Genomic DNA, 15903 nt, shown 5'->3' with positions numbered 1-15903 from the left:
TTCAAAGTTGACCACCATTTTGTGGCAGACGTCGCGGAGCGGCAGAATGGGGATCATGAGCGGGCTGCGCGAGCGCAAGAAAGCCAGGACGAAGGCCTTGATCCAGAAGGAGGCCCTACGCCTGTTCCGCGAGCAGGGGTACGCGGCCACCACGATCGAGCAGGTCGCCGAGGCCGCTGAAGTCGCGCCCAGCACGGTCTTCCGCTACTTCGCCACCAAGGAAGACCTGGTGCTGCTCGACCAGTTCCCTCCGTTCGTGCAGGCGCTGGACGCGCTGTCCGGCGACCTGCACCCGGTCGAGGCCATGCGCCAGGCCATGCGGGCCATCTTCGCCGCGCAGAGCGAGGAGGAGGTCGCCGAAGGGCTCGAACGCGAGAAGCTCATGCTGACCGTGCCCGAGCTGTGGACGGCGAGCCTGGAGAACGTCAGCGGGGCGATCAGGACGATCCAGGAGATGCTGGCGGAGCGGTCCGGCCGTCCGGCCGGCGACCCGGAGATGCGCAACATCACCGGCGCGATCGTCGGCGTCGTCGTCAGCGTCTGGTTCGACTGGGCCAAGGATCCGGACATGGACGGCCCGGCCGAGATCGACCGGGCGCTGGCCCACCTCGCCGCCGGGCTCCCGCTGGACTACACGCCGGGGTAGTTGCCGCCGCCGTAGCTCTCGTCGAGGGCGTCGTAGTCGGGGGTGAACCCCTTCTTCGGGATCTCCTCGGCGAAGACCACCTCGCGCGGCTTCTTGTAGCTCGCCAGCGTGGCCCTGACGTGCTCGATCAACTCCTCCGCTGTGGCCGTGTGCCCGGACCTGGTCACCACGACCGCCTTGACGGCCTGGTGCCAGCGCTCGTCGGGCACCCCGATGACGGCGGCGTCGGCCACGGCGGGGTGCGCCTTGAGCGCCCGCTCGACCTCGGCGGGGTAGACGTTCTCGGCCCCCGACTTGATCATCCGGAGTTTGGGGCCGACGAAGGTGATGGTGCCGTCGGGTTCGCGGCGGCCGAGGTCGCCGGTGTGGTGCCAGCCGTACGCCGACTTAGCGGCATTCAGCTCCGGACGGGCGAAATATCCGGAAAAGAGGCTCTTGCCGCGAGCGCAGATCTCGCCCACCTCGCCCGGCGGCAGCTCCGTACCGTCGGGAGCCAGAATGCGGACCTGGACCAGCGGCGAGGGGCGGCCGGCGAAACCCGCCGCGCCCGGCGCCAGGCCCAGGAAGGTCAGCATTCCGCCCACCTCCGTCTGCCCGTAGCCGCCCATCTTGGAGCGGCACCACGGCGAGTCGTCCACGGTGGTCATCTCGTCCCACTCGGCCGAGTGGGAGACGAAGCGCAGCGAGGACAGGTCGTACTTGCCGCCCGCGTTGGCCGCCACCACGGCGTCGATCATCTGCCCGAACAGGAACGCCTGCGTGACCTTCTCCGCGTCGACCAGCCGGCACAGCTCCTCGGCGTCGAAGGCGGGCATGAGCACGTTCGTGCCCCCGATCTGCAACGTGGCCAGGCAGAACATCATCGTGCCCACGTGGAACAGCGGCCCGTTTCCCAGGAAGGTGAAGCCGGGCTCCATCTGGCGGACCACGAGCAGGGAGGCGCTGTGCGCCACCAGCGCGGCGCTGCTCAGCAACGCGGCGTTCGGCCGTCCGTCGAACGCGGCCGTGTACAGGGCCAGCACCGGCGCCGTGTCCTCGACCGGCGGGAAGTCATGCGGTTCCCCCGAGGCAAGGAACTCCTCGTACTCCTCGCCCGCCCGCACCCACGACGCGGGCGTGTCGACGTCGGCCAGGCCGGAGCCGGGCACCAGTGCGGCGGTGGTGTCGGAGTGCTCCCACACCACGACCTTCGGCGAGAGGTCGGACAGGACGAAGCCCAGCTCGCCGGCCGACTGCCGCCAGTTGGCCGGGCAGAAGACGGCGCCCAGGCGGGAGCAGGCCAGCAGCAGTTCCAGGATGGCGTGCGCGTTCTGTCCCAGCCACAGCACCCGGTCTCCCGCCGCCACCCCGCGCCCGGCCAGGGCGCTGGCCAGCCTGGACACCCGGGCGTCGAGGTGGGGGTAGGTCAGGCGTACCTCGCCGTCGACCACCGCGGTGGTCCCGGGGCGGCTGCGCGCGTGCTCGGACAGGACGTCGGAGAGGGTCAGGTTGTGGATCATCGCGCCTCCTGGTGGGGGGGTGAGGCTTCATGAAATATCAGCGGAAGGCGGGCATGACCTCGGCGGCGAAGAACCGCATCACCTGCTTCATCTCCTCCAGCGGCAGCGGCCGGGTGCTGCCGAAGTCGCACAGCAGGTTCGAGAAGCCGGCGTCGCGCAGCAGCGTGATCTGCTCGATCACCCGGGCCGGGTCGCCGATCACCTCCAGTTGCTCCCAGCGGAAGTCGTTGGAGACCTCGCCGCCCTTGAGGTAGCGGTCCTGGTAGTACTCGAAGCCCTGGGCGGCCTTGCCGGTCTTGGGGTCGATCGGCGCGCTCTTTTCGTTGAAGATGCGCGAGCGGTCAAAGGCGGCCTCGAAGCGGGCCTGGTCCGCGCGGGCCCGCTCGACCGTCGGCGCGACGTAGACGCTGCGCGCCACCACCAGGTCGGCGTCCCCGGCGTGGCCCGCCTGGCGGGCGGTCTCGCGCCAGCGCTCGGCCGCGTTCGCGACCTTCCTGAACGTCGCCGCCGGGTCGGCCAGGATGGGCAGCCCGCGCTCGGCGTATATGGTGACGGTCTCGGGGGAGACGGCGGCCACGTGGATGGGCGGGTGCGGGCTCTGCAGCGGCCGCGGGGTCAGCGTGACCTCGGCCCCGGTCTTGTAGAACTTGCCCTCGTGCCGGAACTCGGTGGAGGTCCAGAGGCCGAGCACGACCTCCAGCGCCTCGTTGAAGCGGTCGCGCGCCTCGGCCAGGTCGATGCCGAAGCCCTCGAACTCGAAGCTCTGGTAGCCGCGGCCGATGCCCAGGTCGAGCCGGCCGCCGGAGAGGACGTCCACGAGCGCGGCCTCCTCGGCCACGTGGATCGGGTTGTGCAGGGGCAGCACGACGATGCCGGTGCCGAGCCTGATCCGCGTGGTACGGGCGGCGGCGTGGGCCAGCAGCGTGAACAGGTTCGGCACGACGCCGTAGTCGCGGAAGTGGTGCTCGGCCAGCCGTACCCCGTCGAAGCCCAGTTCTTCGGCCAGTTCGATGAGCTCCAGGTGGTAGTCGTAGACGTCCTTGAAGCTCTGGCCGTCGAACCGGTGGAAAAGGTGGAAGGTCGAGAACTTCATGCGTCAGCCCCTCACGGTGAACCAAGCGCTCGCTTGGGTAGCGTATCAGGAGCTATAGGATCACGCCATGCGAATCGCCGCCGCCCAGGCCCGCTGCCCCTGGCTCGATCCCCAGGCCGGCACGGCCAAGGTCCTCGACGTTCTCAAGCAGGCCCGCGCCGGTGAGATCGACCTGGTCGCCTTCCCCGAGACGTTCCTGTCCGGCTATCCGTTCTGGGTGGACAAGACCAACGGCGCGCAGTTCGGCAACGCCGACCAGAAGCGGGCCTACGCCTACTACCTGGACGCCGCCGTCGAGCTGAACGGCCCCGAGCTGGCCACGATCACCGAGGCCGTGCGCGACCTCGGCGTCTTCACCTACCTCGGCATCACCGAGCGCTCCGTCGGCACCGTCTACTGCACGCTGGTCGCCATCTCGCCCGACCACGGCGTCGTCTCCGCCCATCGCAAGCTCATGCCCACCTTCGAGGAACGCCTCGTGTGGGGCATCGGCGACGGGCACGGCCTGCGCGCCCACGCGTACAAGGACATCAGGGTCAGCGGGCTCAACTGCTGGGAGAACTGGATGCCCACCGCCCGGCAGGCCCTCTACGCCCAGGGCATCGACCTGCACGTCTCCGTCTGGCCCGGATCCACGAGCCTGACCAAGGACATCACCCGCTTCGTCGCCCGCGAGGGCCGCGTCTACTCGCTGGCCGCCGGCGCCCTGTTCTCCTATGCCGACGTGCCCGCCGATTTCCCGTTCTACGAGGCGCTGAAGGACCTCGGCTCGCGCGCCGACGGCGGCTCGGCCATCGCCGGACCCGACGGCGAGTGGATCGTCGAGCCGGTCTCCGGCGAGGAACGCCTGGTCGTCGCCGACATCGACCCCGCGGTCGTGCGCGGCGAACGCCAGGCCTTCGACCCGGCCGGCCACTACAACCGGCCGGACGTCCTGCGCCTGGAGGTGAACCGCCGCCGCCTCGGCGCCGCCGACTTCACCGAGTGACGCCATGAGCCTGGAACTACGCCACCTGCGCACCGTCTGCGCCATCGCCGACGCGGGCAGCCTGACCAAGGCCGCCGCCGCGCTGGGCACCTCGCAGCCCGCGCTCACCGCGCAGCTCCAGCGCATCGAGCGGGCGCTCGGCGGCAAACTGTTCGCGCGCGGCAGGCAGGGCGTGGAGCCCACCGCGCTCGGCGAGTACGTGCTGGAGCGCTCGCGGCTGCTGCTCATGGGCATGGACGAGCTCGTCCGCGGCGCCGCCGCACACCCCCAAGGAGGGGTACGGCTCGGCGGCGTCGCCGGCCCGATCCTGCCCGGCCTCATCGAACGGCTGGGCGACCAGGTCAGCTCCTTCACCGACGACTCGCCCCGGCTGCTGTGCGACCTGGTCGCCGCCGGACGCCTGGACGCCGCGGTCGTGGCCGACTACCGCGAGCACGAGCTGCGCCCGCCCACGCCGCTGCGCTGCGAGGTCATCGCCGAGGAGCCGGTCTTCATCGCGCTGCCGGAGCGGCACCGGCTGGCCGTACGGGCGGAGATCGACCTCGCCGAGCTGGCGGGGGAGTCGTTCGTGCTGGCGCCGCCGGACGGCGGCGGCTGGCCCGAGTGCTTCCTGCTGGCCTGCGTACGCGCCGGGTTCGCGCCGCGTACCCCGCACAAGGCCTCGGACGGCTGGGTGATCAGGGAGATGGTCACCGCGGGCGGCGCGGTCGCGCCCTGCCGGGCAACGTTCGCCGAAAGCCCGGGGCTGGTGATCAGGCCGCTGGCCGGGACGCCGCTGACGATGCGCCACCTGCTCGTGTGGCATCCGGACGGCGCCGTGGCCGAGCGGTCCGGCGAGGTACGGCGGCTGGCCGCGGAGATCTTCGCGGCACATGCCCGGGAACGGCCGAGATACGTGGGCTGGCTAGGGTTGCGGGGTGAGAGTGACGATGCCCGGCCTGACCGCCGTCGACCATGAGTTCACCGTTCCGCTCGACCACGACGACCCGGGCGGCCCCGCCATCCAGGTCTTCGCCCGCGAGATCGCCGACCCGCCCAAGGCCGGCGACGACCTGCCGTGGGCGGTGTTCCTGCAGGGCGGCCCCGGCGGAAAGTCCCCCCGCCTGTTCGGCAAGGCCCACTTCCGCCACATCCTGAAGACCCACCGCGTACTCCTGCTCGACCAGCGCGGAACCGGCAGGAGCACCCCCGCCCAGCCCGCCGGCGCCGGCTACTACCGCCACTTCCGCGCCGACTCGATCGTGCGCGACTGCGAGCACATCAGGAAGGCGCTCGGCGTCGAGCGGTGGGAGACCTGGGGCCAGAGCTACGGCGGCTTCCTCACCATGACCTACCTGTCGCTGGCCCCCGAGGGCCTCAAGGCCTGCCACATCACCGGCGGCCTGCCCGGCCTCACCGCCACCGCCGACGACGTCTACGCCCGCACCTACCCGAGGGTCGTGGAGAAGACCGCGGCGTACTACCGGCGCTACCCCGAGGACGCCGCCGTGGTCGAGCGCGTCGCGGACCACCTGCTGGCCAACGAGGTCGTGCTGCCCGACGGCGACGTGCTCACCCACCGCCGCTTCCAGATGCTCGGCATGCAGTTCGGCATGAGCGACGGCTTCGAGAGCGTGCACTGGCTGCTGGACGAGGCGTGGGCGGGCGATCGCCTGTCCGACACCTTCCTCTACGGAGTGATGGCCGCGACCGGCTTCATCGGCGCCCCCCTGTACGCCCTCATGCACGAGCCCTGCTACGCCCAGGGCGCCGCCACCGACTGGTCGGCGGAACGGCTGCGCCCCAAGGAGCTCGACGAGCCCGGCACGTTCACCGGCGAGATGACCTACCCGTGGATGTTCGACGAGATCCGCGCCCTGCGCCCCTACCGGGAGGCCGCGCACGCGCTCGCCGCCGACGCCACCCTGGGCCCGCTCTACGACCCGGACCGCCTGGCCGGCAACCAGGTGCCCGTGGCCGCGGTGGTCTACCACGACGACATGTACGTGGACGCGGGGTTGTCGCTGGAGACCGCGGCCCGCGTGGGCAACGTCCGTACCTGGGTGACCAACGAGTACGAGCACAACGGCTTCCGCGCCGACGGCGAGAAGATCTCCGCCCGGCTCATAGACATGATCGCGGGACAGGCATAACGCCCGCATAACCGGATCGGGTAACGGGCGGGTTAGGCGGTGATCGATGGAATCGCCGCACTATGCAGACGTCAGTCATCGATCGCCCGGTCGCCGGACCGGCGCCCGTATCCCGTTCTCGTCCCGCGCGCCTGCCGTGGTTGCTGGCCGGCGGCTGGCTCGCGCACCTGGTGTTGCGGCTGTGGTTGTTCCGCTACCACACGGGGCCCGTGGCCAACCCCGACGAGGTCGGCTACCTGCTGGCCGCCCGCTGGCTGGCCGGCGGGCCCGGCGGCGACTACTCCGGCAGCACCTTCTACCAGGGCGGCTACCCACTGCTGCTGGCGCCCCTCTACTGGCTGAGCACCGACCCGGCCACCGTCTACCGGCTGGTGGCGGGGCTCGGGGCGGTGGCCTCCGCCTCGGCCTTTCCGCTGGCGTACCTGGTGCTGCGGCGGCTGGCGCTCGGGCGGCGGGCGGCGCTCGCGCTGGCGTTCGTGGCAGGGCTGGCGCCGTCGCTGCTGGTGTTCGCCGGGTTGGCGCTGGTGGACGCGGTGCTGCCGACGCTGGTGCTGGGCTGGCTGGTCGCCTTCCACGACCTGGTCACGCGCGGGGCCGTGGCGGGCCAGACCGTGACGCGCGGGGCCGTGGCGGGGCGGGTCGTGGTGCCCGGGGTGGTGGCCGGGTCGCTGTCCGGGCTTGCCATGGCCATGCACATGCGCGGGGCGATCCTGTTCGGGGTCTTCGTGGTGGGTGTGCTCGGGGTGCTGGTCGCGCGGCGGGTGTCCCTGCGGGCCGGGCTCTGGGCGCTGGGAGCCGCCGCGGTCGCCGGGGGCGCGGGGATGCTGGTCAACGCCCGGCTCAAGGCCGCCCTGTACCCCAGCGGGATCAAGGACCTGTCCGGGCTGGCGCTGGAGCGGATGACCAGCCTGGAAGGGCAGGCGCGGTCGCTGGCCGGGGCGGCCGGGCAGCTCTGGTACCTGGTCACGGCCACCTGGGGCATGGCCGGGGTCGGCATCGTGGCGGCCCTGGTGGTGCTGGTGCGCGGGGGCTCGCCGTACCGGGTGACGGCGGGGGCGGCGCTCGCGCTCACCCTGGGCATCGCGTACGCGTCGTCGGCGGCCCTGCCCGACGAGCACCGGGTCGGCAACTACGCCTACGGGCGCTACCTGGCCTGCGTGGCGGTGGCGTGGACACTCGTGGGGCTGGCGACGCTGCTGCGCTCGCGGCGGCGGGCGGCCCTGGCAGGCGCGTCGTCGGCGGCGGGGCTGCTGGCGCTGTCCGGCGGGCTGGCCGCCTGGTACGCGGGCGACCGGCTGACCCGCTACCACTACATCGCCTTCGACTTCCCGGAGACCGCCTTCCTCAGCGGTGTACGCGACCGGTTCGACCCGGTGGGCGCCTCGGTCGCGGCGCTCATCCTGCTGGCCGCGATCACCGCCGCGGCGCTGGTCCGTACAAGGGGGCCGATGCGCACGAGGGCGGCGGGCGGCGCGCTGGTGCTGGCCTTCGCGCTGGCCGTGCCCAACGTGGCGTTCGCGGCGGACCTCGCGCCCAAGTCGGCCCCGGCGACGGGGAACGACGGCCTGCCCAGGCTCACGCACGGCCGTATCGGCCTGGACACCCGGGTGAAGTGGAACATCTGGGTGCATCTGATCCACCGGGTGCACTGGACCGCGGTCGAGCGCGTGAGACCGGCCGACGGCCCCCTGCCAGAGGGCCTGTGCACGGTCGTGGCCGCGCCGGAGGCGGGCGCGCCCCCGGCGGGCTGGAAGGTCAGCGGACGCGGCCCGGGCTGGGTGACCTGGACCGCCTGCTAAGCCTGGGTCTGGACGGTCTCCTTGAGCGGTAGCCGTACCTCGAACCAGGTGTCACCCGGCACCGACCGGCACTTGAGCTCGCCCCTGTGCCGCCCCGCCACGATCCGGTAGGAGATGTCCAGCCCGAGGCCGGTGCCCTGCCCGACGGTCTTCGTGGTGAAGAACGGCTCGAAGATACGATCCTTTATGGCCTCGGCCACGCCGGGACCGGTGTCGCCGATCTCGATGATCGCCTCGTCCTCGTCGTGCGCCGTCCTTATCGTGAGCGTGCCCTCCTCGCCCATGGAGTCCAGGGCGTTGTGGATCAGGTTGGTCCACACCTGGTTGAGCTCGCCGGCGTAGGCGGGGATCGTCGGCAGCGTGCGGTCGTAGTCGGTGACCACGGTGATCCCCGGGCCGATCTTGCCGCGGAAGATCGTGACCGTGCTGTCCAGCAGGTCGTGCACATCGACCATCTGGAACGGCGCGCGGTCCATCTGCGAGTACTGCTTGGCCGAGGCCAGCAGCTTGGTGATGCGCTCGGTGGCCTCGGTCACCTCGTTGAGCATCTGCGAGATCTCGACCGCCTCGGCCAGCCAGCGCAGCGCGCCGGGCACGTGCTCGCGGCCCACCTTCTGGGTGATCTTGTCCAGGTTCATCTGGTCGAAGCCCGCGTTGACCAGCGCGGGCGCCAGGTCCCACGCGTCGCTGACGCCGATGGCCTCCAGCGCCTCGCCCAGCTCGTCCTCGGCGTCGGAGATCTCCAGCGGGCTGCGGGGCGGAAGCTGCCCGACGGCGCTCGCGCACTCGTCCTGCATCTCGATCATGTGCCGGAGCTTGCTCGGCGGTATCCCGTCCTCGGCCAGCTGCGCGAGCTGTATGCGGGAGTCCTTGATCAGCTGGCGCAGCTCGCCCACCGCCCGCACCGCCGCGGCGGAGGGGTTGTTCAGCTCGTGGGTCAGTCCCGCGGTGATCGTGCCCAGGGCGGTCAGCCGCTGGCGCCGGTCGATGATCTCCCGCTGCATCCTGCCGCCGGACAGCACGCCGTCGAGCAGGTGCATCGCCATCGGGAACCACTCGGTCACGATGTGCGCGAACTTCTTGCCCGGCAGGATGAACATCCGCGTCGGCGCCGTCGCGCGCAGCGTGTGCTGGTAGGTGTCCGGCGCCCGGTCGGCCAGGTACGCGGAGGTGGCTCCGCCGTACACGCCGGGCTGGGAGGTGCGGGGCATGGCGACCGTGCCCGCGCTGAGGGTCTCCTGGATCATCTGGATCTCACCGGAGATCAGCACCGCGAAGCACTCGGCCGGCTCGCCCTGCGTGACGATGTTCTCCTCGGCGGCGAACTCCACCACCTTGCCGCTCATCGCCAGCTTGGTGAGCTGCCCGTCGGTGAGCTTCTCGAACAGGAAGAGCTTGCGCAGTTCGTCTATGTCGATGGGCCCGTGGCCGCTGTCGACGACCGCGCACGCCGCGTCCAGGTGTTCACCGTGTAGATCGGTCATTGCTTCTCCAGGTAACGGTGCACGAGCGAGACGGCCATCGCCCCCTCGCCGACGGCCGAGGCCACCCGCTTGATCGAATCGGCCCGCACGTCGCCGGCCGCGAACACCCCGGGCACATTGGTCTCCAGGAAGTACGGCTCCCGCCGCGCCGACCAGTTACGCGGCCGCTTGCCGCCCTGCACCAGGTCGGGCCCGGTCAGCACGAATCCGCGCGTGTCACGCTCCACGGCCTCGCCCATCCAGTCGGTGTACGGCTCGGCCCCGATGAACACGAACATCCACTGGGTGTCGATGTCGCGTTCCTCGCCCTTGGTGGAGACGGTCACCCGCTCCAGATGCCCGTCACCGTGCCCGGCCGTCACGTGCGTCTGCACGTGGACCTCGATGTTCGGGATCGCCGCGATCTGCTCGATGAGGTAGTGCGACATGGAGGCCTCCAGTCCGTCACCTCTCACCAACAAATTGACCTTGCTCGCGAATCCCGACAGGTAGACGGCGGCCTGCCCGGCCGAGTTGGCCGCGCCCACGATGCAGACCTCGCTGTCCCTGCACGAGGGGGCCTCGGTGAGGGCGGCGCCGTAGTAGACGCCCTGGCCGACGAAGTCGTCCAGGCCGGGGGCGGTCAGCCTGCGGTAGCTGACGCCGGTCGCCAGGATGACGGCGTGCGCGGCGATCTCGCCGCCGTCGTGGAAGCCGATCACCCGGGCCTGGCCGCGCGGCTCCAGGCTGGCGACCTTGCGGGCGGTGAGGATCTCGGCCCCGAACTTCAGCGCCTGGCGGCGGGCCCGGTCGGCGAGCTGGGCGCCGGAGACGCCGTCGGGGAAGCCCAGGTAGTTCTCGATCCTGGAGCTCTGCCCGGCCTGGCCGCCGGTGGCCAGCGACTCGACCAGGACGGTGTTGAGGCCCTCCGAGGCTCCGTACACGGCCGCGCCCAGCCCGGCGGGGCCGCCGCCGATGACGATCAGGTCGTAGAAGTCGGTGGCCGGCGTGGTGGACAGGCCCACGGACATGGCGAGCGTGGCCTGGTCGGGCGCCTCCAGCGTGTCGCCCCCCGCGGTGACCACCAGCGGCAGCCGGCAGTCCTCGCCGGCGGCGGCGATGAGCTGGGTCGCCTCCGGGTCGTCGGCCAGCATCCACTGGTAGGGCACCTGGTTGCGGGACAGGAAGTCTCGCACCTTGTACGACCCCGACGACCACCGGTCGCCGATCACCCGCAGCTCGGCCCGCTCCTTGCGGTCGGTGCGCTGCCAGGCGTCGAGCTGGTCGTCGATGACCGGGTAGAACTTCTCCTCCGGCGGGTCCCAGGGCTTGAGCAGGTAGTGGTCGAGGTCGACCACGTTGATCGCCTGGATCGCGGCGTCGGTGTCGGCGTAGGCGGTGAGCAGGACGCGGCGGGCGAAGGGGTACATGTCCATCGCGGCCTCAAGGAACTGCACGCCGTTCATCTGCGGCATCCGGTAGTCGGCGAGGATGGCCGCCACGTCGTCGCCGCGCAGCCGCATCTCCTTGACGGCGTCCATGCCCTGCTGCGCCGCCTCCGCGCGGACGATTCTGTACTGCTGGCCGTACCGGCGTCTGAGGTCGCGGGCGACTGCCCGCGACACGCCAGGGTCGTCGTCAACTGTCACGATGACCGGCTTGTCCATGCCCGTCCCTTCCCAAGGTTCCTAAGGGAAGGATGTCATGGCTTTTCCAATGAAGAGGTAAGCCGCCGCCTCAGTACGCGACGTCGACGGTGTGCCGGTGGGTGTCCGGGTCGGGCAGCACGCGGAGCACGGCGTCGGCCAGGTCGGCGCGGCCGATGGACATCCCGCCGCGCACGCAGTCGTCGACGGCGGTGCGGTAGGCGCCGCGGGCGGGGGAGTCGAGCAGGCGGGGCGGGCGGACGACGGTCCAGTCGAGCGGGCTGTCGCGGATCCACCGGTCCACGCGGACGTTGTCCTGGTAGGGCGTCCTCAGGAAGAGCGAGCGGATGACGATCTTGGTCAGCCGCTGCGCCGCCGTGTCGGACGGGCCGTTCATCATGCCGTTGGTGACCAGCACGAGGCGCTTGACCCCGGCGGCGTCCATGGCGCCGACCACGTTGGGCACGCCCTCGGAGTAGACCGTGGGCGGGCCGCTCCTGGCCGGGCCGGCGAGGAAGACGACGGAGTCGCAGTCGGGCTCGATCGTCAGCGTCCCGGCCTCCATGACATCGCCGGCCACCACGGTGAGCCCCGGATGTTCCGCCGTGACCGCCTCCGGGCGGCGGGCGACCGCGGTGACCACGTGGCCCTCGCGCAGCGCCTGGTCGACGAAGAGGCGACCGGTGCCGCCGGTCGCGCCGTAGACGGTGAGTTTCATCTGTACGGTCCCTTCTGGTGAGTAAATGCTCACTCACCTCTATGATGGGTGAGTGCCTACTCACCGTCAAGCCGAGCAGACTCGCGAGCGCATCATCGAGGCCGCCTACCAGGCCATTCTTGAGCACGGCATCGCCGGTGCCACCACCAAGCGCATCGCCCGGCTGGCCGGATGCTCGGAGGCGCTGCTCTACAAGCACTTCAACGCCAAGGAGGAACTGTTCCTGGCGGTGATCCTGGAGCGCATGCCCGCGCTCGCCCCGCCGCTGAGACGGCTGCACGCCGCGGCGGGGGAAGGCGACCTGCACACCCACCTGACAGAGTTCGCGCTCGCCGCCATCACCTTCTACACCAGCACCGCGCCCATCGCCTCCGGCATGATCGGCGACCCGCCGCTGCTCGGGACGTTCCGCGGGATGCTGGCGAACCTGGACGCCGGACCGCACCTGCCGATCCGGATCCTGGCCACGATCCTGCGCTCCGAGCAGGAAAGCGGGCGGATCGCCGCCGGCGCCGACTGCGACGCCTTCGCCTCCCTGCTGATGGGCGCCTGCTACCACCGGGCCCACCTGTCGTACTTCGTGGACCAGGCGGTGAGCGACGAGGACTACGCGCGCGCCGTCGTCGCCACCCTGCTCAGCTCTACTCGCTGACCCCTCTACTCGCTGAACTCCACCGGCCGCTTCAGCAGCCACAGCGCCGCCCGGCGCAGCAGGGTGCGGTGGACCTCGTTGTCGTAGGAGCGGGTGTCGTGGCCCAGGGCGTCGTAGACGACGCGGCCGCGCCGTACCGGACGGGCCCAGACGAGGGGCTGGCCGTTCGCCGAGGCCAGCGGCCGAACGTCGGGCAGCACGTCGAGGTCGCTGTAGACCTCGTCCACAAGGTCGAAGTCGCGCAGCCCGGCCACGATCGGGTGGCCGCCGTGCACCCGCACGCCCGTCCAGCCCAGCGGCGGGTGATGGGACTTGGGCCAGGTCCAGCAGCCGCCGAGCACCCTCGGCCAGCCCTGCCAGTCGTCGAAGCAGATCGCCGCCGTGTGCATGCACAGCAGCCCGCCGCCGCGGTCGAGGTGGTCGAGCAGCGTCGTGCGCGCCTGCGCGGGCAGCTCGAAGCGCCATCGCTCGCGCTGGTCGGCGAAGCGGTCGAGGTCCATCCGCCAGCGCAGCGCGTTGACGGTGATGAGCGGCACCTCCGTCGGCTCGCTCAGCGCGCCGGCGATGTCCTCGGTGATCTCGGACTCGACACCCACCTCGGCCAGCACCTCGGCCAACGCCGCCGACGTGGCCTCGAAGTCGTGGAAGAGGCCTCCGGAAAGGATCAGATTTCTCGCCACCCACAAACCTCATCACGGAAGTTGTCACAACCCAAGGGGGTGTTCCGTCCAGTAGGCGACACCGCCTGCCATAAGTCTTGGAGTGATCATGAGAGTTCTCGTCGCCGGAGCCACCGGAGCGATCGGCCGCCAGTTGGTCCCGCTGCTGGACGCGGTCGGCCATGAGGTGATCGCGGGGGCGCGGTCCACCGGTCTTGACGCGCTCGACCACGACGCGGCGGTGCGTTACGTCCGCGCGGCCGCGCCCGATGTGATCGTCAACCTGCTGACCGCGATTCCGCACGCGATCAACCCGCTCACCTTCGCGCGGGACATGGAACCGACCAACCGCCTGCGCACCGAGGGCACCCGCACGCTCATCGAGGCCGCGCCGGACGCGCGGATCATCAGCCAGAGTCTCGCCTACGCCTACGAGCCCGGCGACGGCCCCGCCGACGAGGAGACACCGCTCTGGCGGGAACCGCCCGCGGAGTTCACGGCGGTCCGCGACGCGCTGCTCGAACTGGAGTCGCTCACCGCGCGGGCGGGCGGCCTGGTGCTGCGCTTCGGCCACCTGACCGGCCCCGGCACCGCCTACGACGCCGGCGGCTCCACCACTCAGGCGATCCTGGCCGGTCAGCTGCCCGTCGTCGGGGAGGGCGGCTCGGTGTTCTCCTTCACCAGCGCCCACGACGCGGCCACCTCGGTCGTCGCCGCACTCGACCGCGATCTCACCGGCGCGCTCAACGTGGTCGACGACACCCCGGTCACCATGGCCGAGTGGCTGCCCGCGCTGGCCGCCCGGCTCGGCGCGCCGGAGCCGATGCGCGTGCCCGTCGAGATGGCGAGGCCGGCCGTGGGCGGCTGGGGCGTGGCGTTCATGACCGGCCTGCGCGGCGCCGACAACACCCGCGCCCGGCTCCAGCTCAACTGGCGGCCCCGCCACTCGGCCTTCCTCCCCGAGAAGGCATGATGCTGGGCGTGGACGCATTCGAGGAACACCGCCCTATGCTGCTCGGGCTGGCGTACCGCCTGCTCGGCAGCATGTGGGACGCGGAGGACGTCGTCCAGGAAGCCTGGATCCGCTGGCAGGCCACCGACCGGGCAGACGTCAGGGAGCCGCGGGCGTTCCTGGTGACCGTGGTCTCGCGCCTGGCGCTGGACCAGCTGCGTTCGGCGCGGGTCAAGCGGGAGGCGTACACCGGGCCGTGGCTGCCGGAGCCGGTGCCCGCCGCGCAGGTGGGCCCGCTCGACACCGTCGAACTGCGCGACACCGTGGCCTTCGCGACCCTCCATCTCATGGAACGGTTGTCGCCGCCGGAGCGGGCGGTGTTCGTGCTCCGGGAGGCCTTCGAGCTCCCGTACCCGGAGATCGCCGAGATCGTCGGCGTGACGCAGGCCAACGCCAGGCAGATGCACCACCGGGCCTCCGTACGGCTGGCCGAGGGCCGCGACCGCTTCACCCCCACGGCCCAGCAGCACACCGAGCTCCTGACGCGCTTCATGGAGGCCGCGGCCGGCGGCGACCTGGCCGCGCTCACCTCGCTCCTGCACGACGACGTGGTCATCTGGAACGACGGCGGCGGCAAGGTGCGCGCGGCGCTCAAGCCGATCCACGGCCGGGACAAGGTCATCGCCTTCCTGAACGGCCTCATGTCGCGCTACCTGTTCAGCGACATGCGGCTCGGCGAGACCAACGGCCATCCGGCGCTGATCACCAAGGTGGGCGGCGCCGACCAGCTCGTCAGCCTGGAGATCCGCGATGGCAAGATCGTCTCCATGCTCGGCGTCCTCAACCCCGACAAGCTCACGCGGATCCGCCCATGATCGGCTTATAGTCGCCCGTATGGATCTCGGCATCGCGGGCAAGGTAGCACTGGTCACCGGCGGCAGCGCGGGCATCGGCCTGGCCTCGGCCAAGTCTCTGGCCAGGGAGGGCGCCAACGTCTGCGTGAGCGCGCGCAACCCCGAACGCCTCGCGGACGCGGTGGTCGAGCTTCAGGAGTTCGGCGGCGTCGTGCACGCCGTCCTCGCCGACGTGGAGGACCCCGCGGCGGCGGCGCGGGTGGTGGCCGAGACCCGCGACGTCCTCGGGCCCGTGGACATCCTGGTGGCCAACGCCGGCGGCCCGCCCGCCGGGCGCTTCGTGGACATGGGCCTGGCCGAGTGGGACGTGGCCGTCCAACGCAACCTTCTCGGCACCGTCCGCCTGATCCACGCCGTGCTGCCCGAGATGCGCGCGCGCCGCTGGGGCCGCATCGTCACGATCACCAGCCGCTCGGTCCGCGAGGCCCTCGACGGCCTGGCCCTGTCGAACGCCACCCGGTCGGCCGTCGCCGGCGTCGTACGCACCCTGGCCAGGGAGGTGGCCGCGGAAGGCGTCCTGATCAACAACGTCCTGCCGGGCTCGGTCGACACCGACCGCCTGCGCGAGCTGTCCGGCAGCGCCGAGAACCTCGCCGCCCGTGCCGCCGCCACGCCCATGGGCCGCATCGGCCGCCCGCAGGAGATCGGCGACGTGGTGGCGTTCCTGGCCGGCGAACCGGCCTCCTTCGTCACCGGCGCCTCGCTCCTCGTCGACGGCGGCGAGACCCACGTGATCGCCTGA

The 15903-nt window shown here is 71.4% G+C and carries 15 protein-coding genes; 9 read left to right on the top strand and 6 right to left on the bottom strand.

Annotated elements, in window-relative coordinates:
• Positions 1 to 55 precede the first annotated feature (55 nt).
• Positions 56 to 646, top strand: a complete 591-nt coding sequence (locus ACFWYW_RS40470; protein ID WP_379641239.1) for a TetR/AcrR family transcriptional regulator — start codon at positions 56 to 58, stop codon at positions 644 to 646.
• On the opposite strand, the gene ACFWYW_RS40465 is transcribed toward ACFWYW_RS40470, so the two are convergent.
• Both ACFWYW_RS40465 and ACFWYW_RS40460 read right to left on the bottom strand, forming a co-directional pair.
• Positions 631 to 2145, bottom strand: a complete 1515-nt coding sequence (locus ACFWYW_RS40465) for an AMP-binding protein (RefSeq protein WP_379625017.1) — start codon at positions 2143 to 2145, stop codon at positions 631 to 633. The genes ACFWYW_RS40470 and ACFWYW_RS40465 overlap by 16 nt on opposite strands.
• A 37-nt stretch (positions 2146 to 2182) precedes the next feature.
• The gene (locus tag ACFWYW_RS40460) at positions 2183 to 3238 is read right to left on the bottom strand and encodes an LLM class flavin-dependent oxidoreductase (RefSeq protein WP_379625019.1); all 1056 of its coding nucleotides are present in this window, start codon (positions 3236 to 3238) and stop codon (positions 2183 to 2185) included.
• A gap of 67 nt (positions 3239 to 3305) precedes the next feature.
• Between ACFWYW_RS40460 and ACFWYW_RS40455 the strand changes: the two genes are divergently transcribed.
• From ACFWYW_RS40455 to ACFWYW_RS40440, 4 genes are all read left to right on the top strand, one after another.
• On the top strand, positions 3306 to 4226 hold the full coding sequence (locus ACFWYW_RS40455) for a carbon-nitrogen hydrolase family protein (RefSeq protein ID WP_379625021.1): 921 nt from the start codon (positions 3306 to 3308) through the stop codon (positions 4224 to 4226).
• A gap of 4 nt (positions 4227 to 4230) precedes the next feature.
• A complete protein-coding gene (locus ACFWYW_RS40450; RefSeq protein ID WP_379625023.1) occupies positions 4231 to 5184 on the top strand; it encodes a LysR family transcriptional regulator in 954 nt (317 codons plus the stop codon).
• On the top strand, positions 5144 to 6358 hold the full coding sequence (locus ACFWYW_RS40445; RefSeq protein ID WP_379625026.1) for an alpha/beta fold hydrolase: 1215 nt from the start codon (positions 5144 to 5146) through the stop codon (positions 6356 to 6358). Before ACFWYW_RS40450 ends, ACFWYW_RS40445 begins: the two co-directional genes overlap by 41 nt.
• Positions 6359 to 6420: 62 nt before the next feature.
• The gene (locus ACFWYW_RS40440; protein ID WP_379625028.1) at positions 6421 to 8157 is read left to right on the top strand and encodes a hypothetical protein; all 1737 of its coding nucleotides are present in this window, start codon (positions 6421 to 6423) and stop codon (positions 8155 to 8157) included.
• On the opposite strand, the gene ACFWYW_RS40435 is transcribed toward ACFWYW_RS40440, so the two are convergent.
• The 3 genes from ACFWYW_RS40435 to ACFWYW_RS40425 all read right to left on the bottom strand — a co-directional run bounded on the left by ACFWYW_RS40435 (position 8154) and on the right by ACFWYW_RS40425 (position 11984).
• Positions 8154 to 9641 carry an ATP-binding protein gene (locus ACFWYW_RS40435; RefSeq protein WP_379625030.1) on the bottom strand — a complete coding sequence of 496 codons (1488 nt, stop codon included), beginning with the start codon at positions 9639 to 9641 and terminating at the stop codon, positions 8154 to 8156. The genes ACFWYW_RS40440 and ACFWYW_RS40435 overlap by 4 nt on opposite strands.
• Positions 9638 to 11287 carry an FAD-dependent oxidoreductase gene (locus tag ACFWYW_RS40430; RefSeq protein ID WP_379625032.1) on the bottom strand — a complete coding sequence of 550 codons (1650 nt, stop codon included), beginning with the start codon at positions 11285 to 11287 and terminating at the stop codon, positions 9638 to 9640. The genes ACFWYW_RS40435 and ACFWYW_RS40430 overlap by 4 nt, the downstream gene beginning before the upstream one ends.
• Before the next feature lie 70 nt (positions 11288 to 11357).
• Entirely contained in the window at positions 11358 to 11984 is a 627-nt protein-coding gene (locus ACFWYW_RS40425) for an NAD(P)-dependent oxidoreductase (protein WP_379625034.1), read from the bottom strand.
• A 52-nt stretch (positions 11985 to 12036) separates the two neighbouring features.
• Between ACFWYW_RS40425 and ACFWYW_RS40420 the strand changes: the two genes are divergently transcribed.
• Entirely contained in the window at positions 12037 to 12636 is a 600-nt protein-coding gene (locus ACFWYW_RS40420) for a TetR/AcrR family transcriptional regulator (protein WP_379625036.1), read from the top strand.
• Between the two features lie 5 nt (positions 12637 to 12641).
• On the opposite strand, the gene ACFWYW_RS40415 is transcribed toward ACFWYW_RS40420, so the two are convergent.
• Positions 12642 to 13316: a ThuA domain-containing protein gene (locus tag ACFWYW_RS40415; protein ID WP_184967134.1), complete on the bottom strand. Its 675-nt coding sequence runs from the start codon at positions 13314 to 13316 to the stop codon at positions 12642 to 12644.
• 88 nt (positions 13317 to 13404) lie between these two features.
• Between ACFWYW_RS40415 and ACFWYW_RS40410 the strand changes: the two genes are divergently transcribed.
• The 3 genes from ACFWYW_RS40410 to ACFWYW_RS40400 are packed head-to-tail and all read left to right on the top strand — an operon-like array spanning position 13405 to position 15903.
• Positions 13405 to 14268 (top strand): NAD-dependent epimerase/dehydratase family protein, encoded by an 864-nt coding sequence (locus ACFWYW_RS40410; RefSeq protein ID WP_379625038.1) that lies wholly within the window; start codon positions 13405 to 13407, stop codon positions 14266 to 14268.
• Positions 14268 to 15122 carry an RNA polymerase sigma-70 factor gene (locus ACFWYW_RS40405; RefSeq protein ID WP_379625086.1) on the top strand — a complete coding sequence of 285 codons (855 nt, stop codon included), beginning with the start codon at positions 14268 to 14270 and terminating at the stop codon, positions 15120 to 15122. Before ACFWYW_RS40410 ends, ACFWYW_RS40405 begins: the two co-directional genes overlap by 1 nt.
• Positions 15123 to 15141: 19 nt before the next feature.
• Positions 15142 to 15903 carry an SDR family NAD(P)-dependent oxidoreductase gene (locus ACFWYW_RS40400; RefSeq protein WP_379625040.1) on the top strand — a complete coding sequence of 254 codons (762 nt, stop codon included), beginning with the start codon at positions 15142 to 15144 and terminating at the stop codon, positions 15901 to 15903.

It is taken from the genome of Nonomuraea sp. NPDC059023, assembly GCF_042740095.1.
GTDB lineage: Bacteria > Actinomycetota > Actinomycetes > Streptosporangiales > Streptosporangiaceae > Nonomuraea.
The sequence above is the reverse complement of the archived record's forward strand: the minus strand, read 5'-3'. Positions and strand labels throughout refer to the sequence as shown.